Origin of the sequence: Pelobacter propionicus DSM 2379, assembly GCF_000015045.1 — a bacterium.
Taxonomy (GTDB): Bacteria; Desulfobacterota; Desulfuromonadia; order Geobacterales; family Pseudopelobacteraceae; genus Pseudopelobacter; species Pseudopelobacter propionicus.
In genome coordinates, this window is the sequence record NC_008609.1 from 430596 (window position 1) to 449367 (window position 18772).

Here is an 18772-nt window from a genome sequence, read left to right on the forward strand (position 1 = left end):
TAGAACGCGGAAAAATCGGATGCAATGGATAACAACGGATCGAATTCCATTCCAGTGAACAATCCAGCTGTTTCCGGCTTTTTACGATGTGATCCGCGTTCCATGCGTACTGAGGTATGAACCGGCAAGCTGCGTCTCCGCCATACCGTTACGACTGTTCAGAGGAATACCATGTTGCGACTCCTGCAATCCATATTCGGTAGCGAACGACAGGGTACGTACCCCGAGTCGCTGGTCAGGGAGGCCATCGAACGGACGGTGGAAGGCACCGACCCCTGGCTGCGCGGCGTGTCCGGCTACCGCAAGAAGCTGCGGCCGGCAGTCCTGGCTGCCATCGATCACGTGGTGACGCTGGTGGACTCCCTGCCGCCACCCATACCCCTCTCCCTCTCCAGCTTCATCGACGACCGTCTCCTGAAGAGTATGTTCATCTCCTCTCGTGACATGAGCCAGATTCTGTCTGGCGACCGGAGCCTTGCCGAGTTCAGGCGGGAGGAGGCCGGTGACGCTTCCCGGGTCGTTGCCCTGCTGGCCATGGAAAAGCAGGAGAGGGTGGCCTTTGGCGCCGGGCTGTCGGGCGAGATCGTTGTCCGCGATATGCCGATAGTAACGGTCAGTTTCGAGGGCCATCGCTTTCTCGACCCGACCGGTGACGAGGCTGAGACCCGCCGCCTGCTCAAGCGCCGGGCCTTCGACCATCTGCTCGGCCTGGGGCTTAAACGCCTGGGCGACGTGAAATCGGAACGCCGGGAGCTGGAACGGCGGCGCGCGCTGCTTCAGGCCAAGCTCAACCTGCTTGAACGTGAGGGGTGGGGGTTCGATACGCTGCGTACCACGGAGGGCGGCGCTGGCGTCGATGTGGAGCGGCAACTCGGGGAGATCGAGCAACAGTTGCTGGAACTGGGTGGTGATGACCGTATGCTCGACCTGTATCTTGAGATCGTTGCCCAGCTCTTGGGCAGCCCTAAAGAGCAGTTGTGGATGCAGCCGGAAACGGTGTACATCGACCGCATGGGGGTCAAGCGTCAGGAAGCCGCCGACGACGCCACGGAGATTACCCTGAGCATGTTGTACAACGCAGCGGGCCGCAGTCAGGCGGTGATGCTCGTCTCCCTCAAGAGCGAGGAGTTGCGGGAACTGTGATCCCCGGACTGCCCATGAAACGGGGAACCAGCCGTATACAAACGGCATGCCTTCATACCAAGGAGTCGACGACATGGCAGATAAACTCGTGCACAGAGGGGACTCGTCTTCGTCCCGTGAAACAACAGGGGACATCCGTCGGGGCATGGATTGCGCCGACCTGAAACAGGCTATCATCGACCACATCAATTTCACCCAGGCCCGACTGGTCTCCCAGGCCACCCTCAATGACTGGTACATGGCAGTTGCCTACGCGGTCCGCGACCGGATGCTGGATGACTGGCACGTCTCCCTGGGGCACCTGCGCAACAGGAGCCTTAAGATCGTCAGCTATCTGTCGGCCGAGTTTCTGATGGGTCCCCACTTGGGCAATAACCTGGTCAATCTGGGTATCGTGGAGTCGGTCCGTCGGGCAGTGGCCGAACTGGGCCAGAACCTGGACGACCTGCTGCGCCAGGAGGAGGAGCCGGGGCTCGGCAACGGCGGTCTCGGCAGGTTGGCCGCCTGTTACCTGGACTCCCTGGCCACCCTGCGGGTTCCGGCCATCGGCTACGGCATCCGCTACGAGTTCGGAATCTTTGACCAGGAGATCCGTGATGGCTGGCAGGTAGAAATAACCGACAAGTGGCTGCGCATGGGCAATCCCTGGGAGATCTGTCGCCCCGATATCAGCTACCTGGTCAAGCTGGGGGGCCACACGGAGCAGTACAGCGACGAGAACGACTGTCTGCGGGTACGCTGGGTTCCTGGCAAGGTGATCAAAGGGGTTGCCTACGATACGCCGGTGGCCGGCTATTGTTCGGGAGTGACCGACCTTTTACGTCTCTGGAAGTCGGAGGCGGTGGAGTCGTTCAACTTCCAGGCCTTCAACCTGGGTGACTATTACCGGGCTGTGGACGAGAAGGTCAGCTCGGAGACAATCTCCAAGGTGCTCTACCCCAACGACGAGCCACAGATCGGCAAACAGCTCCGCCTGGCCCAGCAGTACTTCTTCGTCTCCTGCTCCCTCCAGGACATGCTGCGCATCCAGCGACTGCGCGGGGAAAACATAGGCGACCTTGCCGGGAGTTTTGCCGTGCAGTTGAACGATACCCACCCGTCCATCGCGGTGGCGGAACTGATGCGGCTTCTGGTGGACGAGCAGATGATGGAGTGGGAACCGGCCTGGGAGATCACCTGCAACGTCATGGCCTACACCAACCACACCCTGTTGCCCGAGGCGCTGGAGAAGTGGCCGCTGCCGTTGTTCAGCGCCATGCTGCCGCGGCACCTGGAGATCATCTTTGAAATCAACCGGCGCTTTCTTGACCAGGTGCGCAGCGCCTCTCCGGGGGATGACGGGCTAGCGGCGCGGCTCTCCATCATCGATGAGGGCGGCGAGCGCTACGTGCGCATGGCCCATCTTGCCAGTGTGGGCAGCCACGCCATCAACGGGGTGGCTGCGCTGCACACGGAGCTGCTCAAGGAGACCGTGCTCAAGGATTTCCACGACCTCTATCCGGAACGTTTCCACAATGTCACCAACGGAGTTACGCCGCGGCGCTGGGTACTGCTCAGCAACCCCGCCCTGGCCCGCCTGATCTCGGGGAAGATCGGTGAGGGCTGGGTGACCAGGCCCGAGGAGTTGCGGGCCTTGGAGAAATTCGCCGGCCAGCCCGCATTCCAAAAATCCTGGCGGAAGGTCAAGCTGGAGAACAAGAGCATTCTGGCAGCGGTGATCCGGGAGCGGACCGGCATCCAGGTTGATCCGGCCAGCCTGTTCGACGTGCTGGTGAAACGGATCCACGAGTACAAGCGCCAGCATTTGAAGGTGCTGCACATCATCACCCTCTTCAACCGCATCAAGGCCGACCCGAAGAGCGAGGTGAGGTCGCGGACCTTCATCTTCGGCGGCAAGGCGGCGCCCGGCTACCACATGGCCAAGCTGATCATCAAGCTGATCACCTCGGTGGGAGAGGTGGTGAACAACGATCCGGACGTGGCCGGACGTCTGAAGGTGGTCTTCTTCCCCGACTTCAACGTTACCAACGGCCAGCTGGTCTACCCGGCCGCCGATCTGTCGGAACAGATTTCCACCGCCGGTAAGGAGGCCTCCGGGACCGGCAACATGAAATTCTCCCTGAACGGCGCCCTGACCATCGGCACCCTGGACGGCGCCAACGTGGAGATCCGCCAGGAGGTGGGGGAGGAGAACTTCTTCCTGTTCGGTCATACCGCGGCTGAGGTCCAGGAACTGAAGTCCCGGGGCTACGATCCACGCAGCTGGTACGAGGGAAACGCCCCGTTGCGGGCAGTCATCGACCGGATTGCTGCGGGCGATTTCTCCCCCGGCGATCGGAACCTGTTCCAGCCGCTGGTGGACCAACTCCTGGGGCATGACGACTATCTGCTGCTGGCCGACTACCAGGCATACATGGACTGCCAGGACCGGGTCGACGCAGCGTTCCGGGACAGGGACGCATGGACGGAGATGTCCATCCTGAACGTGGCCCGCATGGGAATGTTCTCTTCCGATCGTGCCATCCGCGAGTACTGCGAGAACATCTGGCATGCCCCGCCGATCCCGGGCGATTGAGGGCTTCGGACGCATGTCCCCTGTTTTGCGTGGCGAGAGGTGAATGAACCATGATCATAGGCTCTGCATTTGTCATGCTCCTCTTCCTGTACAGCCTGATCTCCGAGCGTCTGAAACGCACCATCATCACGCCTCCCATACTCTTCACCGTCGGAGGCATGGCACTGATCCTCGCCGTGCCCACTCTTCGCGAGATCGACGTGGAACGGGAGAGCCTGCTGAAACTTGCCGAGATCGGGCTGGTCATGCTCCTGTTCACCGACGCCACTCACATCGACTTTACTAAACTGCGCAGTCGGGAACGGCTGCCGCTGCGGCTTTTGAGTGTGGGCATGCTGCTGACCATCCTGCTGGGGGCGGTTGCCGGCCAGATGGTTTTCCCCGACCTGTCCCTCTGGGAGACGGGAATCCTGGCCGCCATCCTGGCTCCCACCGATGCCGGCCTGGGGCAGGTCATCGTCCAGAGTCCGCTGGTGCCGCTGCGCATTCGCCAGTCCCTGGATGTGGAAGCCGGTCTCAATGACGGACTCTCCGTTCCGTTCCTGCTGTTTTTCATTGCCGTGTCCCAGGCAGGAACCGACGGGGGTGGGGCGGTCTTTTCCCGTTTCATCTTCCAACAGCTGGGTCTGGGCGCCCTGGCGGGGGGGGGCATCGGCCTGGCCGGCGGCGCGCTGCTGGGACTGGCGCATCGCAAGGGGTGGATGGCCGAATCGGTCCAGCAGCTGGGGCTGGTGACGCTGCCCATGCTCTGTGTCCTGGCCTGCGAGCCGCTTGGCGGGAGCATGTTCATCGCCGCCTATGTGGCCGGCCTGGCGGTCCTGGTCGGATTCAAGGATGCCGCAGCCCACTGCACGGAATTCACCGAGGGGTGGGGACAGCTGTTCGATTACTTTGTCTTCTTCTTTTTCGGGCTGATCGTGGTGTTTCTGCTCGACCGTCTTACCACTCTCCACCTGCTCTACGCCCTGCTCAGCCTGACCCTGGTGCGCATGCTTCCTGTGGCCATCGCCCTCTTGGGCACCCGCCTGAGTTCCGCCACCGTTCTGTTCATGGGCTGGTTCGGTCCCCGCGGTCTGGCCTCCATCGTGCTCGGCCTGGTTTTCCTGGAAGAGGAGGCGCGCCTGCCGGGGGAAGAGACCATTAAGCTGGCCGTCATCGCTACGGTCATGCTGAGCATTTTTGCCCACGGTTTCAGTGCCCTGCCCGGTATCAGCTGGTACGGTCGCAGGGTGGCTAAGCTGGATGGCCAGGCATTCGAGAAACAGCAATAACCCGAACCTGCGCGTAAAGGAGGCCGTATGAGACGAACATCCCTTTGGATCAGAGCACTGCATTTCCTGCTCGCCATGCTGCTGGCCATACCCCTTCAGCCAATGGCCCAACAAGGGGGGGGAGGGGCGACCAATAAGCTGTCCCAGCAAGAGCTGGCGCAACTGCTGGCCCCCATCGCCCTCTATCCCGATGAACTGGTTTCACAGGTCCTCATGGCGTCAACCTACCCGCTGGAGGTGGTCCAGGCCGACCGTTGGGTGCAGGGGAACAAGGGGCTCCAGGGTGACGCACTGGCCAAGGCCCTGGAAAAGGAGAGCTGGGATCCCAGCGTCAAGTCGCTGGTCAACTTCCCCTCCGTGCTTTCTGCCATGAGCCAGAAGCTGGACCTGACCACCAAGCTGGGAGATGCCTTCCTCTCCCAGCAGAAAGAGGTCATGGACACCATCCAGTTCCTGCGCAAGAAGGCCTACGACGCGGGCAACCTGAAGACGACCAAGGAACAGAAGGTTGTCGTGGAGAAGGAAACCATCGTCATCCAGCCGGCACAAACACAGGTCGTCTACGTCCCCTCCTACAGCACGACCGTGGTCTACGGCGCCTGGATGTATCCCGCCTACCCTCCCTACTACTATTATCCTCCCCCTCCGCCGGCCTATCCGGCCTACCATTTCGCCGCCGGTGTGGCAGTGGGGGCCGCCTGGGGCTACGCCTGGGGGAGCTGCAACTGGCATGGCGGTGATGTGGATATCGACTACAACCGAAATACCACCATCAACAACAACATCGACCGGAGCAAGTACCAGAACAGGGTCAATCCCAACGGAAGGGGGACCTGGCAACATGATCCCAGCCACCGTAAAAACGTTGCCTACCGGGACAACGCCACGGCGAAACAGTTCGGTCAGTCCCCCTCACGCTCCGCCGAGTCAAGGCGTGAGGCACGGGGATTCGGCGACGCTGGGGGGAGAGGCGGTGCGGCCCGCCCCTCGGCCGGCACCATGGACCGCGGGGCCGGACAACGGGGCGGATCGGCTGGTGCAAGTGTCTCCGACCGCAGCAGCGGGCAACGAACTTCCACGGGAAGTGGCCGTGACAGCGCCTTTGGTGGCGGCAGCGGAAGCCAGGAGCGCATGGCCAGCGACAGGGGAACGTCAAGCCGCCAGAGTGCCGGATTGAGCAGCGGTTCCCGCGGTGACAGCGGGTTTTCCCGGTCCAGTGGCGGATTCGGCGGTGGAGGTCGAAGCTTCGGCGGCGGCGGACGTGGCGGCCGCAGGTAGGGCTACGTTCCTTAGTACCCATACAGACAGGGAGGATAGCGCATCATGTTAATTTCATCCGGAAAGATCCATGCAGCCCTGCTCCTGCTGCTCTCCATGCTGGTTGTACTGGCGGGCGGGGTACCCGCCCAGGCGGCATCGGCACGTACCCAGAAAACCTTCGCTTCCCCCCAGGCCGCGGTGGAGGCGCTGGTCCGGGCGCTCAAGAAAAATGACACCGGACAACTGGTCGCCATCTTCGGTCCCGGCTCGCGTAAGATCATCTCGTCGGGCGACCCGATTGCCGACAAAACCGACCGGGAGCGCATCGTGAAACTTTATGACGAGAAAGTGGCCATTGAAGGGACTGAAACCGGCAAGGTGATATTCAGCCTGGGCAACGAGCAGTATCCCCTCTCAATCCCGCTGCTAAAAAAGGGCAAGGTCTGGCGTTTCGACACCCCGGCCGGCAGGGAGGAGCTGCTCAACCGGCGCATCGGTAGGAACGAACTGGGAGTGATCGAGATCATGCGCGCCTATGTGGATGCCCAGCGTGAATACGCCGAAGAAGACCGCAACGGCAACGGCACCAGGGAGTTCGCCCAGAAATTCAGGAGCGCTCCGGGCAAGAGGGACGGTCTCTACTGGGAGGTGAAGGAGGGTGAGCAGGAGAGCCCCTTGGGTCCCCTGGTGGCCAAGGCGGAAAGTGAAGGGTATGCAAAGAGCAAAAGGGGGGACAAGACGCCGTACCACGGTTATCTGTTCAAGATCCTGAAGGGGCAGGGGAAGGACGCTCCCGGTGGCGCCTTCGATTACCTGGTGAACGGCAGGATGATCCTGGGCTTTGCCATGCTGGCCTATCCCGCCCAGTATGGTTCCTCCGGTGTCATGAGCTTCATGGTGAACCAGAACGGCGTCGTCTACCAGAGGGACCTGGGCAAGGAGAGCGCCAGGCTCGCGGCGTCCATGACGTTCTTCAACCCGGACCCTAGCTGGAAGAAGGTGGAATGAGCGCGGCCGATACCAGGCCGGGCCGGGGACGGAGCCATCCGCTGGGGGCCACAATCGTTCCGGGCGGAGTGAATTTCAGTCTCTTCTCCCGGGACTGCAGCGCCGTCCAGCTGCTCCTGTTCGACCGGGTTGATGACGGCAGGCCGGCGCGCGTCATAATGCTGGATCCGCGGAAGAACCGCAGCTACCACTACTGGCACCTGTTCATTCCCGGCCTGGGTCCGGGTCAGCTGTACGGCTACCGGGTCGCCGGTCCGCGCGGACCCGGCGGGGGGGGGCGCTTCGACCCGGACAAGCTGCTCCTGGATCCCTACGGCAGGGGGGTGGCTGTCCCTGCCGGCTACAGCCGCGCAGCCGCCATGGCGCCGGGTGACAACTGCGGCCTGGCCATGAAGAGCGTGGTGGCCGACCCGCGCGGGTACGACTGGGAGGGGGACGCCCCCCTGGAGCGCCCCTTCTCCCGAACCCTGATCTATGAGCTGCACCTGGCCGGCTTCACCCGTCACCCTTCCTCGGGCGTCACCCCCGACAAGCGCGGCACCTACGCCGGACTGGTGGAGAAGATTCCCTACCTGCAGCAACTGGGGGTTACCGCCGTGGAACTCCTGCCGGTGTTCCAGTTCGATCCCCAGGACGCCCCCCCGGGGTTCAGCAACTACTGGGGGTACAGCCCGGTCTCCTTCTTCGCCCCCCACGCGGCCTACAGCTCCCGCCAAGACCCGCTGGGGCCGCTGGACGAATTCCGCGATATGGTCAAGGCGCTCCACCGGGCCGGCATCGAGGTGGTCCTGGATGTGGTCTTCAATCACACCGCCGAGGGGGACCAAGGGGGAGCCACCATCTGCTACCGGGGCCTGGCCAATGATTTCTACTACATGCTGGAGCCGGACGGCATCAGCTACGCCAACTACTCCGGCTGCGGCAACACCTTCAACGCCAACAATCCCATCGCCCGGCGGCTGATTATTGACAGCCTGCACCACTGGGTCAGGGAGATGCACGTGGACGGTTTCCGCTTCGACCTGGCCTCCATCCTCTCCCGGGACGAGCAGGGCCGCCCCCTGGAGAATCCGCCCCTGCTGTGGGATATCGAAACCGACCCTGCCCTAGCCGGGATCAAGCTGATCGCCGAGGCCTGGGACGCGGCCGGGCTCTACCAGGTGGGCAGCTTCATCGGAGACAGCTGGAAGGAGTGGAACGGCAGGTTCCGGGACGACGTGCGCAGCTTCCTGCGCGGCGACCGCGGAACGGTCTCGCGCTTTGCCTCCCGGCTGCTTGCCAGCCCCGATATCTATGGCCACGAGGAGCGGGAAGCGGAGCAGAGCATCAACTTCGTCACCTGCCACGACGGCTTCACCCTCAACGACCTGGTCTCCTTTAACCGCAAGCATAATCAGGCCAATGGTGAGGATAACCGGGACGGCAGCAATGAGAACCTGAGTTGGAACTGCGGCCAGGAGGGGCCCAGCAGTGATCCGTCGGTGGAGGCGCTGCGCAACCGCCAAGTGAAGAACTTTCTGGCGGTGACCCTGCTGGCCCTGGGCACCCCCATGCTCCTGATGGGGGACGAGGTGCGCAGGACGCAGGGGGGGAACAACAATGCCTACTGCCAGGACAACGAGACCGGCTGGTTCGACTGGCGGCTTTTGGAACGCTACGCCGACGTGCACCGCTTTGCGCGCATGCTGATAGCGGCACGCCAGCGACGCGACCTGGCGCTTGAGGATCCGGGGCTGACCCTCAACCAGCTCCTGGGCCAGGCGCGCCTGGAATGGCATGGCGTCAGGGCAGGACAGCCGGACTGGGGGGATGACTCCCACAGCATCGCCCTGACGGCCTGGAGTCAGAGCGGACGGTTCGCTATTCATCTTATGGTGAATGCCTGGCGGGAAGCGCTGGTCTTCCAACTCCCACCCGCCCCGGACGTGCCGGGGGGCTGCTGGCGCCGTTGGTTGGACACATCCCTGGCGTCGCCGGACGACATCGTAGCGCTGGAAGATGCTCCCCCCATGGAGAGGGCATGCTACCCGTTGCCACCCCACTCGCTGGCTGCCATGCTTGCCGCTGCTCCCAGCTGTGCCGTTTAAGGTCGCCAGGCACTTCACGGAGAAAGGAGCACCCAAGGGGTGCAACCATGCAACAGGGCACTGGCAATATCTGATTGTGAAGGCCGTCGCTTTGGGCGGGTATATGCGTATATTGTGCCTGGAAAAGATGAAAGGGCTTGCAATGAAAATTGCAAGCCCTTGATTTTGTTGGTGGAGATGAAGGGATTCGAACCCTCGACCCCTGCCTTGCGAAGGCAGTGCTCTCCCAGCTGAGCCACATCCCCGTATATGCTTGTCGTAATGCTATATGAGCGGCAGTGTTAACGTGAAAACCGCTCCTCGTTCTCCGTTTTCCACGTCAATGGAGCCGTTGTGGTTCAGCATGATGCGCTTGACAATGGCCAGTCCGAGCCCGCTTCCTTGGGGTTTGGTGGTAAAGAACGGATCGAAAATCCGGGGCAGCATGTCGGGATGGATGCCGCCGCCAGTGTCGCTAATGCTAATCATTACTGAATTTTTGTCAAGAAATACTTTCTGTAGCCCGATCTCCAGCGCTCCTCCGTCCGTCATGCATTCACAGGCATTCAGAATCAGGTTGAGGAAGACCTGCTTGAGTTGGTGGGCGTCTCCCAGGACGATCCAAGGGCCGCCGCTGAACGAGGTCGTCAGGCTTACGTTATTCTCTTCCAGGGGGGTGCTGCTGACTTCGAAACACTCGCCAAGAATCTCCTCCAGATCGCAGTTGCCGTAGTCGAAGCAGACCATCGGTTTGCTGGTAAAGCTGAGGATGTCGGTTAACATCCTCTCCAGGCGACAGACCTCTTTGCTGATGATATCGGCGTAGCGGTATTCGGGCGATTCCGTTGCCAGGTTCTTGATCAGGCGCCAGGAGAATCCTCCAATGGTTATGAGCGGATTCTTCAGCTCATGGGCCAGTTTTGCCGCCATCTCTCCCACTGCAGCCAGGCGCTCGCCGCGTATCAGGCGTTCACGGGCGTCACGCAGGTTGGAGTGGGCCTCTTCGACACGATTGTAGAGCATGGAGTTTTCCACGGCCATGCCGGCCTGATTTGCGAAGAGTTGCAGGAAGTGCAGGTCATCCAGGGTGATCTTGGCGCCGGATCCGGGGTTGTCCACTGCGATCATGCCCAGGTTTTTGTCCCGCGCCATCAGGGGGACGGCGGCAAAGGCGTACACGCCCAACTCCCTGAGGGCAAGGCATGCCGGGCAGGCGTCGCTCTCCGGTTGCTCGGCATGGTATACGACGTTTTCCACCATGACCTTGCTGATGACTTGACAGCTTCCGTCGATATCGATGCGGGTTGACCGTACCTGGTTGCAAAAGTTCGTTGCACGTTGGTGGGCGATGACCTGATCGCTGATGTCCCAGCGGTTGCTGAGCCGGTTTTCTTCGTCGCCCTCGACAACCAGTCTTTCGGAGGTGTCGCTGGTGACGCCGAGCATCCCCTGCAACGTACGGGACTTTTCGTTGTGCAGGAAGAGCATGGCTCGCTGGAAGAGCGGAGATGGGCCGGATGTCAGAGCGGTAAGGATCAGGTGGATGAGTTTGTTGAGGCGGATGGTTGATAACAAGGTGTTGCTGAGCTGGTACAACAGTGCCAGCTCGTTGAGTTTCTTGTCCGTGGTGTCGCAGTGGGGGGTGTTGTTCTGGTTTTCCATGCGCTATCCGATACAGAGGCAAGAGGATTTTAAGGGTTACGGTCGTTTTTCCTTCTTCTCGGCTTCCAGCTTGCAGTTGATGCAGAGCGTCGTGACTGGGCGTACCTTCAGGCGTGCCTCCCCGATCTCGTCGCCGCATTCTTCGCAGATTCCAAATTCGCCGCTGTCGATTCGGCTGAGCGCTTCTTTGATTTTGTTGATAAGCTTACGCTCACGATCGCGGATGCGCAACTCGAAATTCCGGTCCGATTCCTGGGTGGCGCGATCAGTGGGGTCGGGAAAATTGGACGAATCGGCGGTCATTTCGGTTACGGTCTTGCCTGCCTCACTCAGGAGGGATTTCATCTCCTCCATCAAAACATTTCTGAAATACTCCAGTTTTTCAGCTTCCATTGCCTGCTCCTGATCTTTCTCTTTAAAAAAAAGAGTCTAAAGATAACCATTGGCCAAGTCCAGAAAAAAATAGAATCACTGCATAAGCAACTGCATGGCCTCATCCACCGAGGCAACCCCCTCAAGCCTGATCTTGCTTTTCGTGAGCCGCCTCAGGTTGCCGGCGGGGATGATGCAGGACTGAAAACCGAGCTTCTCTGCTTCGGCGATGCGCTGCTCCGGTTGGGTGATGGCGCGCACCTCTCCCGTCAGCCCCACCTCGCCCAGTACGACGGTCTGGGGCGGGATGATCCTGTCCAGGTGGCTGGAGGCAACCGCCATGATCATGGCCAGGTCGGCGGCCGGTTCATTGAGGCGCACGCCGCCTGCCGCGTTTAAGAAAATATCCAGTCCGGCCAGATGCAGGCCGACCTTTTTCTCCAGCACCGCCACAAGGAGCGCAAGGCGGTTGTGGTCGACCCCGATGGTTGTTCGCCGCGGGACTGGGTAGGATGTCTTGGTGACCAGAGCCTGAAGTTCCACCAGCAGCGGGCGACTCCCCTCCAGGGATGCTGTTACCACCGATCCCGGTGCGCCCAGGGGGCGCTCGGAGAGGAACAGTTCCGACGGATTCTCCACGCCGATCAGCCCTTCCCGCTTCATTTCAAAGACACCGATCTCGTTGGTCGAGCCGAAGCGGTTCTTCACCGCCCGCAGGATGCGGAAGGGGTGGCTGCCGTCCCCTTCGAAATAGAGCACCGTATCAACGATATGCTCTAGCACCCGCGGCCCGGCGATGGCGCCGTCCTTTGTGACGTGGCCGACAATGAATACCGGTATGTCCAGGCCCTTGGCCAGCAGCATCAGCTTGCCGGCGGATTCCCGCACCTGGCTGACGCTGCCGGGCGCCGATTCCAGAGCCGAGGTCCAGACGGTCTGGATGGAGTCGATCACCATGACCGTTGGTTTGAGGGCTGTGGCATGGGCAATGATCGCCTCCAGAGAGTTCTCCGCCAGGATGAGCAGTCGCTTGTGGGACGCACCCAGGCGTTCGCCCCGCAGGCGGGTCTGGGAGGCTGACTCCTCGCCCGAAACGTACAATACCTGCCCGGCTGAAGCGGCCAGGTTGTGCATAGCCTGAAGCAGCAGGGTCGACTTGCCGATGCCCGGGTCGCCGCCGATCAGCACCAGCGAGCCGGGCACGATGCCTCCTCCCAGCACTCGGTCCAATTCTCCCAAGTCGGATGCGATCCTGGTTTCCGACTGGGCCGGCACGTCGCAGATCGGTATCGGCTTGGAACGCTCGCCGGACGGTGCGGCCTGGCGCGGGGCGGAGGCCTCCTCGGTCATGCTGTTCCAGGAACCGCAATCGGGGCACTTGCCCAGCCACTTGGGGGACTGGCAGCCGCAGTTCTGGCAGGAAAAAACGGTTTTCACCTTCATGTCCACTCCTCTGCTCCCGGCGGCAACATTCTGAAAACAGGCGGGTTTGCGTCGGTTACGCCGCTCACGGGAATTGACAAAGCCGGTTTTCGGTATATCATTGCAGCCACCTTATTGCCAGCAAACAAGGAATGAACAATGGATTTCTACCGTCCTTCCTCTTCTCAGGAAACCAGTGATGCCTTAGCCAGCATCTACAGGACGTTACGGGCGTGGAAGTTCTACCCCACGGGACACCCCGGCCGTACGAACAGCATCAGGCAGGCCCACGCGGCCATGCAGGCCCTGCTTGCCGGTCATTCCCTGACACTCGTCTCCGGCCGTACCGGTTTTTCCCTTCCCGATGGTGGGGCGCTCAAGGATGCGACGCGCCTGTCGCTGGCCCTTTCCTTCGAACTCTTCAGCAGGCGTGTGCAGAGGATAACCTTTCTCGCCGATCTCTTTCCCGAGGATCTCCTGGATCTGGTCAGGACCCTTGCCCTGTCTCCGGAAGAGGTTCATGCGGCCGGCGGTATGGAAAAAATCATGGCCGAACGGGGCGTACGGACCATCTGGGTCAACGAACTGGATCTCTCCGCCATCCAGGGGAAGCGGCGCGGCGTGGAGGCGAGCGGCATCGTGCCACCGGGGGTTGATGAGCTTGAACGGCCGGTTGTCTCCGTCGTCGCGGAGAGTGAAGCGTTGCCTGTCTCCGCTGAGGATCGGCCCGACTCGGAAGAGACGCTGCGATCCCTGCTGCTTCGCCTGGCCAGGGCACGGGATGGGCATGAGTATCTGATGCTGGTGCGCCAGGCTACCGCCTGTGCCGATCTCATGGTGTCGCGGAACAGCCTGGCCCCGTTGCTGCCTCTGGTGGAACTGTTGGCGCTGCACGCCCATGGCCCGGACCGGGAGATGGGTGAACATGCCCGCTCCGGGCTGGAACAGCTGGCCGGCCAGCGGGCGCTGCTGCTTTTTCTGCTCGATCCGCCGGCCGACACGGAGGGCGCGGCTCCGGAGACCCTGGCGACGCTGTTCAGCTCCGCGGACACTGCCGCCATTTCCCTCGTGGTGGAGCTGCTGGCGGCCAGCGAAAGCCGCGCCCGGCGCAAGGCGCTGGCCACCCTGCTGGTTCAGGCGGGGGAGCGGGCCGTGCCGGCGATTACGGCTATGATGTCGGACCAGCGCTGGTACGTGATCCGCAATCTGGTTGCCATTCTGGGAGATATCGCCAGCCCCGGGGTGTTACCGGTCCTGCGTGAGTGCCTTCGGCATGAAGATAACCGGGTCTGCAAGGAGGCTATCCGCAGCCTGGCAAAAATCGGTGGCAGGGATGCCGAGACGGCCATCATTGCCGTTCTCAAGGGAAATGATCCGTTGCTGCTCCCCCAGGCCATGGCGTCCCTGGGCGGGATGCGCAGCCGCCGGTCGGTGGGGGCGCTGATGCAGCTCATCTGCGCGGACGACCTGTTCCTGAAGAGTTTGCCTCTCAAGATCAATGCCCTGGCTGCAGTCGCCATGATCGGCGATAGCTCCGTTGTGCCGCGCCTGCTGGAGATGCTGCAGCGTCGTCCGCTGATGGCACGTAACCGCTGGACCGCCCTGAAGATCCATGTGGTCACCTGTTTGGCTGGGCTGGGCGAGCCGCGCGCCATCCCGGTTCTCAGGAAGATGGCGCATGCATCGGGAGAGCTTGGGCATGCCTGCACTGTTGTTATCGACTCCATGGAGCGGACGGGAGGCGGCAGACGTGCAGGCGCTTGACAAGCAGGCCGCCCTGCGGATGGTCACCGTTTTTTCCGGCGCGGTCAAGGGAATGGCCTTCTATCCCGCGTCGCACCCCGCCATCAGCCAGCCACTGCTGGAGCTTGACAGGAGCATGGCTGCCCTGCTCAGGCGCGTCCCCAGTTTTTCCTGGGTGATCGTTGATGGCGCCCTGCTCTTCGATGATCACCTCTTCATCGCTCCCTCCGCAGCAGTTGTCGACCTGGTCAATCGCATGATGGAAAAGGAGGTCGGCCGCATAACCTTCTCGGCCGGGCTGGCCCTTGACGAGCTGCAGGGATTTGTCCGCCTCCTGTCAGCCAGGAACAACGGTCTGGACGAGATCCGCTCCGCCCTTAAGCTGGCACGCATCGATCATATCCGACTGCTGCGCCAGGATGAGGAGTGCGCCGGCGTCCATGAGGACGGCGAGTCGGAGGGGGATCACCGGGAAATTTACGGCAGTGCCCTGGGCGCCATCCGCGGCGTCTGTCGCGATATCGAGCAGGGGCGCATACCCAGCAGCGCCCCGGTCATCCGGGTGGTGGACCGCATGGCCGACATCACCATGCGGGACCCCTCGACCCTGTTGGGGCTGAGCATGATCAAGGATTACGACAACTACACCTTTACCCACTGCGTCAACGTGGGGGTGCTGGCCATGGCCTTGGGCGCGTCCCTGGGGCTGGATATTTCCCTGGTCAGGGAACTGGGCATTGCCGGGCAGTTGCACGATATCGGCAAGACCCTGGTGCCCAAACAGATCCTCAACAAGCCGGGAAAGCTCTCCAGTCTCGAGTTCGAGGAAATCAAGCGCCACCCGGACCTGGGCTACACCATCATCTGCCAGATGGAGGGGATCAGCCAGCGCATTGCCCGGGTCGTGCTGGGGCACCATGTGCACTTCAACCGCAACGGCTATCCGGACCGGGCCCGTACCCTGCCACTCGATCAGATGATCGATATTGTCGCTGTCGCGGATACCTACGATGCCGTTACCACCGTGCGGGTCTACCAGTTTCCGGTCACTCCCCAGACAGCCCTGGACAAGCTGTGGAGCATGGCAGGCACGGTGCTGGACGGGGAGCTGGTGAAGCGTTTCGCCGGGATGATGGGAAAATATCCGGTGGGGACGCTGGTACGGTTGGACACCAACGAAGTGGCGGTGGTGTACCGCCCCAATCCGCTGGACGAGGAGGCGCCCCTGGTCAGGGTGCTGTTCGAGGCTGACGGAACCCTGCTTGAAGCGCCCCGCGATCTTGCCCTGGTCAAGCCGGACGGCTGCCGTTACGCTGGTATCGTCGGGGTGGTTGATCCGCTCCTCAAGAATATCGACGTGGGTAAATATGTTATGGCCGAGGAGCGTCTATCGGCAGGATGCTGAGGGCGGTGGCGGCTGCCTGGCGGGTGGATGGGTGTGGTGAGGCGAGCAGGGCCTCGATGCGAGCGGCGGAGGAGTGGTCACCCAGGCGGGCCAGGGCCAGCGCCGCCTCGGCCTCCCGTGAACCGTCATCGGCATCCAGAAAGGGTCGCAGTCGGCCGTGCAGTTCGGGGGTGGCGCTGAAATTGCCCAGGACCGCGATGGCCCTGGCCTGGATGGCGGCAGACCGGTCATCCAGCCTCTCCAGCAGTGCCGGCAGCGTGGCGGTGTTGCCGAGCGAGCCCAGCACCTCCACCGCAACCGCCCTGATATCATCCTCGGGCCGCCGTGTGCAGTAGACCAAGGCAGGGATGACCCTCTCGCCACCGATCTTTCCCAGGGAATAGATCGCCTTGATCCGTGTTCCCATGTCCCCCCTTTTCAGAGACAACAGGATTTCATCCAGGCTCGAAATGCCCTCAAGGCGTTCAATAGCCCCTGCGGCGGCGTCGCGCACCTCGGGGGTTGTGTCTCTGAGCAGCGGCCGCAGGGCCTGTATTCTCCGTAGAACGGTTTCGTGCATGACACGTTTTTAACAGAAAAAAACCGCCGGAACAACGTCATATTTTGCGCAATGTCCGACTGAAAGGGGGCACAGGCGTCCCGCAAACTCTGCGATGGAAAAAAAGCGCAACAGATGGTAGTGTGTTGCGCTGTTTTAAGCGTAACTGCCATACCATCCCGCAAGAGGTTCGTTCCGTGATACGTTTTTTTAAGCTGCTGCTGCTGGCCGTGGGAATTTATCTGCTCTACGTTGTTATCTCCTTGGCCATGCTGCGGCCGGTAACCGACCTGGTGAACAGAAAATTCACCACGACCATTCAGGTAAAGGACTGGCAGGGGGATTACCACCCCTTCGTGGTCGGTCCCAAAAACCGCTACTGGACCCGTTCCGCCCAGATACCGCCGGAAATGAAGTGGGCCGTGATCTTGGCGGAGGACAGCAACTTCTACAAACACGAGGGTTTTGACGTCAAGGCCATCAAGCAGGCTATCAAATACGACCTGGAAAAGAAGAGTTTCGTCCGCGGCGCCTCCACCATCACCCAGCAGACAGCCAAAAACCTGTTCCTCTCCCGGGAAAAGACCGTCACCCGCAAGGTCAAGGAGTTGTATCTGGCCTGGCGCATGGAGCGGGAACTGACCAAGGGGCGCATCATCGAGCTGTACCTGAATGTGGTTGAGCTGGGGCCGATGGTCTACGGTATCGGCCATGGTTCGCGCTACTACTTCGGAAAACCGGCTTCGGCCCTGACTACCCGCGAGTGCGCCTTCCTGGCTGCCATGCTTCCCGGTCCCCGGCTGGCCTACAACCCCTACAAGAATCTGCGCCGCGTCCTGCAACGCTCGGACATGATTATCCGGCTGCTCTACAAAAAAGGCGTCCTGGACCGCAACGAATACCGGGCAGCCCTGGCGGAACAACCCAACATCAGCGGGTTGCAGCGCAAGGTGGACCGGGAGATTGCCCAGCCGCCGGTTTTCCAGTCGCCGTCGTCGGCCAGGCAGGAGGAGCCGACGGAGCCGCCCCTGACGGATCTGCCGGCTGAGCCGCCTGAGGCGGGCGCCGAGCCGGCTGCGGTCCCGACGGCTCCTGAAAATGGCGCTGAACAGGTAGTACCGCTGTCCGAGGGAGCGGAGAGGTAGTGCCGTCCCCGGGAAAGCTGCACGGGTAGTCTCCGCGGCATTACCGCGGGAAGATGAGCGAGATGAATCAGGAGCATTGCCCCATGACCGAAAAAACCGACCTGAAAAACCTGACCCTGCCTGCTCTGGAGCAGTTTCTGCGGGGGCAGGGCAAGGAGCGCTTCCGCGCCACCCAGGTCTTCAAATGGATCTACCAGCACGATGCCCGCAGCTTCCAGGAGATGACCAACATATCCAAGGATCTGCGGGCGGAGCTGGAGGCGAAGGCGTACATCAGCAACCTGGAGCCGGAGGCCGTTGAGGTGGGCGGCGACGGTACGCGCAAGTACCTGTTCGGCCTGGAAGACGGCAATTCGGTGGAGTCGGTGCTCATACCGGACGAGGGGCGCAACACCCTCTGCATCTCCTCCCAGGTGGGGTGCGCCATGGGGTGCGCGTTCTGTCTCACCGGGACGTTCAGGCTGACCCGCAACCTGACCACGGCCGAGATCGTCAACCAGATCATGGCCGTGCGGCGCGATGTGGAGATACGCAACATCGTCATGATGGGCATGGGGGAGCCGCTGCACAACCTGGATAACGTCATCCCGGCCATCCACATCATGATCGACGGTAATGGCCTGCAGCTCTCCAACCGCCGAGTCACGGTCTCCACCTGCGGACTGGCGCCGGAGATGGAGCGACTTGGCCGGGAGTTGCCCAACGTCAATCTGGCCGTATCGCTGAACGCCACCACCGACGAACTGCGCGACCGGATCATGCCGATCAACCGCCGCTATCCGCTGAAGGAGCTGCTCAGCGCCTGCCGGGAGTTCCCGCTTCCCGGACGCCGCAAGGTCACCTTCGAATACGTCATGCTGGGGGGGCTGAACGACACGCTGGAGGATGCCAAGCGGCTGTTGCGCCTGACTAGCGATATCCCCAACAAGGTCAACCTGATTCCCTTTAACGAGTTCCAGGGGTGTGAATTCCGCTCTCCCACCCGGGCGGCCATCGATGCCTTTCACAAATACCTGATCGACCGCCATGTGACGGTGATTACCCGCGACAGCCGCGGCAGTGACATCTCCGCTGCCTGCGGCCAGTTGAAGGGAAAGCTTGACGCGGCTAGACAGCCGACGGAATAGAGTCTGCAAGCCTGTCTGGACGGCAGGGGGAGGGG

14 protein-coding genes and 1 tRNA gene are annotated in these 18772 nt (G+C 61.8%); 10 read left to right on the forward strand and 5 right to left on the reverse strand.

Annotation, left to right across the window (positions count from 1 at the left end):
- Nucleotides 1-171 precede the first annotated feature (171 nt).
- From PPRO_RS02015 to glgX, 6 genes are all read left to right on the forward strand, one after another.
- A complete protein-coding gene (locus tag PPRO_RS02015) occupies nt 172-1143 on the forward strand; it encodes a hypothetical protein (RefSeq protein WP_011734362.1) in 972 nt (323 codons plus the stop codon).
- A 73-nt stretch (nt 1144-1216) separates the two neighbouring features.
- Complete coding sequence (locus PPRO_RS02020) at nt 1217-3718, forward strand: glycogen/starch/alpha-glucan phosphorylase (RefSeq protein ID WP_011734363.1); 2502 nt, start codon at nt 1217-1219, stop codon at nt 3716-3718.
- Nucleotides 3719-3768: 50 nt separating this feature from the next.
- Nucleotides 3769-4989: a cation:proton antiporter domain-containing protein gene (locus tag PPRO_RS02025; protein ID WP_011734364.1), complete on the forward strand. Its 1221-nt coding sequence runs from the start codon at nt 3769-3771 to the stop codon at nt 4987-4989.
- 27 nt (nt 4990-5016) lie between these two features.
- A complete protein-coding gene (locus PPRO_RS02030; RefSeq protein ID WP_011734365.1) occupies nt 5017-6267 on the forward strand; it encodes a DUF3300 domain-containing protein in 1251 nt (416 codons plus the stop codon).
- Nucleotides 6268-6312: 45 nt separating this feature from the next.
- A complete protein-coding gene (locus PPRO_RS02035) occupies nt 6313-7257 on the forward strand; it encodes a DUF2950 domain-containing protein (RefSeq protein ID WP_011734366.1) in 945 nt (314 codons plus the stop codon).
- On the forward strand, nt 7254-9344 hold the full coding sequence (glgX, locus tag PPRO_RS02040; RefSeq protein WP_011734367.1) for a glycogen debranching protein GlgX: 2091 nt from the start codon (nt 7254-7256) through the stop codon (nt 9342-9344). Before PPRO_RS02035 ends, glgX begins: the two co-directional genes overlap by 4 nt.
- Nucleotides 9345-9513: 169 nt before the next feature.
- On the opposite strand, the gene PPRO_RS02045 is transcribed toward glgX, so the two are convergent.
- From PPRO_RS02045 to radA, 4 genes are all read right to left on the reverse strand, one after another.
- A tRNA-Ala gene (locus PPRO_RS02045) sits at nt 9514-9589 on the reverse strand.
- A 19-nt stretch (nt 9590-9608) separates the two neighbouring features.
- The gene (locus tag PPRO_RS02050) at nt 9609-10985 is read right to left on the reverse strand and encodes a GAF domain-containing sensor histidine kinase (protein WP_011734368.1); all 1377 of its coding nucleotides are present in this window, start codon (nt 10983-10985) and stop codon (nt 9609-9611) included.
- A gap of 36 nt (nt 10986-11021) precedes the next feature.
- Nucleotides 11022-11378, reverse strand: a complete 357-nt coding sequence (gene dksA / locus PPRO_RS02055; protein ID WP_011734369.1) for an RNA polymerase-binding protein DksA — start codon at nt 11376-11378, stop codon at nt 11022-11024.
- Between the two features lie 75 nt (nt 11379-11453).
- Nucleotides 11454-12800 (reverse strand): DNA repair protein RadA, encoded by a 1347-nt coding sequence (gene radA, locus PPRO_RS02060; protein WP_011734370.1) that lies wholly within the window; start codon nt 12798-12800, stop codon nt 11454-11456.
- Nucleotides 12801-12938: 138 nt separating this feature from the next.
- On the opposite strand from radA, the gene PPRO_RS02065 reads away from it, so the two are divergent.
- Together PPRO_RS02065 and PPRO_RS02070 are read left to right on the forward strand one after the other, a co-directional pair.
- Entirely contained in the window at nt 12939-14543 is a 1605-nt protein-coding gene (locus PPRO_RS02065) for a HEAT repeat domain-containing protein (RefSeq protein WP_011734371.1), read from the forward strand.
- Nucleotides 14479-15927 carry an HD-GYP domain-containing protein gene (locus tag PPRO_RS02070; RefSeq protein WP_083761166.1) on the forward strand — a complete coding sequence of 483 codons (1449 nt, stop codon included), beginning with the start codon at nt 14479-14481 and terminating at the stop codon, nt 15925-15927. The genes PPRO_RS02065 and PPRO_RS02070 overlap by 65 nt, the downstream gene beginning before the upstream one ends.
- On the opposite strand, the gene PPRO_RS02075 is transcribed toward PPRO_RS02070, so the two are convergent.
- Nucleotides 15893-16486 carry a HEAT repeat domain-containing protein gene (locus PPRO_RS02075; protein ID WP_011734372.1) on the reverse strand — a complete coding sequence of 198 codons (594 nt, stop codon included), beginning with the start codon at nt 16484-16486 and terminating at the stop codon, nt 15893-15895. The genes PPRO_RS02070 and PPRO_RS02075 overlap by 35 nt on opposite strands.
- Nucleotides 16487-16662: 176 nt before the next feature.
- Between PPRO_RS02075 and mtgA the strand changes: the two genes are divergently transcribed.
- Both mtgA and rlmN read left to right on the forward strand, forming a co-directional pair.
- A complete protein-coding gene (gene mtgA / locus PPRO_RS02080; protein WP_011734373.1) occupies nt 16663-17610 on the forward strand; it encodes a monofunctional biosynthetic peptidoglycan transglycosylase in 948 nt (315 codons plus the stop codon).
- A gap of 83 nt (nt 17611-17693) precedes the next feature.
- The gene (rlmN, locus tag PPRO_RS02085; RefSeq protein WP_011734374.1) at nt 17694-18737 is read left to right on the forward strand and encodes a 23S rRNA (adenine(2503)-C(2))-methyltransferase RlmN; all 1044 of its coding nucleotides are present in this window, start codon (nt 17694-17696) and stop codon (nt 18735-18737) included.
- The last annotated feature ends 35 nt before the right edge of the window (nt 18738-18772 follow it).

Bases quoted from the DNA above. Each gene is read 5' to 3' on its own strand.
- glgX (WP_011734367.1), top strand. From the start codon at position 7,254: ATGAGCGCGGCCGATACCAGGCCGGGCCGGGGACGGAGCCATCCGCTG.
- PPRO_RS02020 (WP_011734363.1), top strand. From the start codon at position 1,217: ATGGCAGATAAACTCGTGCACAGAGGGGACTCGTCTTCGTCCCGTGAA.
- PPRO_RS02075 (WP_011734372.1), bottom strand. From the start codon at position 16,486: ATGCACGAAACCGTTCTACGGAGAATACAGGCCCTGCGGCCGCTGCTC.
- rlmN (WP_011734374.1), top strand. From the start codon at position 17,694: ATGACCGAAAAAACCGACCTGAAAAACCTGACCCTGCCTGCTCTGGAG.
- PPRO_RS02065 (WP_011734371.1), top strand. From the start codon at position 12,939: ATGGATTTCTACCGTCCTTCCTCTTCTCAGGAAACCAGTGATGCCTTA.
- PPRO_RS02025 (WP_011734364.1), top strand. From the start codon at position 3,769: ATGATCATAGGCTCTGCATTTGTCATGCTCCTCTTCCTGTACAGCCTG.
- PPRO_RS02035 (WP_011734366.1), top strand. From the start codon at position 6,313: ATGTTAATTTCATCCGGAAAGATCCATGCAGCCCTGCTCCTGCTGCTC.
- PPRO_RS02015 (WP_011734362.1), top strand. From the start codon at position 172: ATGTTGCGACTCCTGCAATCCATATTCGGTAGCGAACGACAGGGTACG.
- radA (WP_011734370.1), bottom strand. From the start codon at position 12,800: ATGAAGGTGAAAACCGTTTTTTCCTGCCAGAACTGCGGCTGCCAGTCC.
- dksA (WP_011734369.1), bottom strand. From the start codon at position 11,378: ATGGAAGCTGAAAAACTGGAGTATTTCAGAAATGTTTTGATGGAGGAG.
- PPRO_RS02070 (WP_083761166.1), top strand. From the start codon at position 14,479: ATGCCTGCACTGTTGTTATCGACTCCATGGAGCGGACGGGAGGCGGCA.
- PPRO_RS02030 (WP_011734365.1), top strand. From the start codon at position 5,017: ATGAGACGAACATCCCTTTGGATCAGAGCACTGCATTTCCTGCTCGCC.
- PPRO_RS02050 (WP_011734368.1), bottom strand. From the start codon at position 10,985: ATGGAAAACCAGAACAACACCCCCCACTGCGACACCACGGACAAGAAA.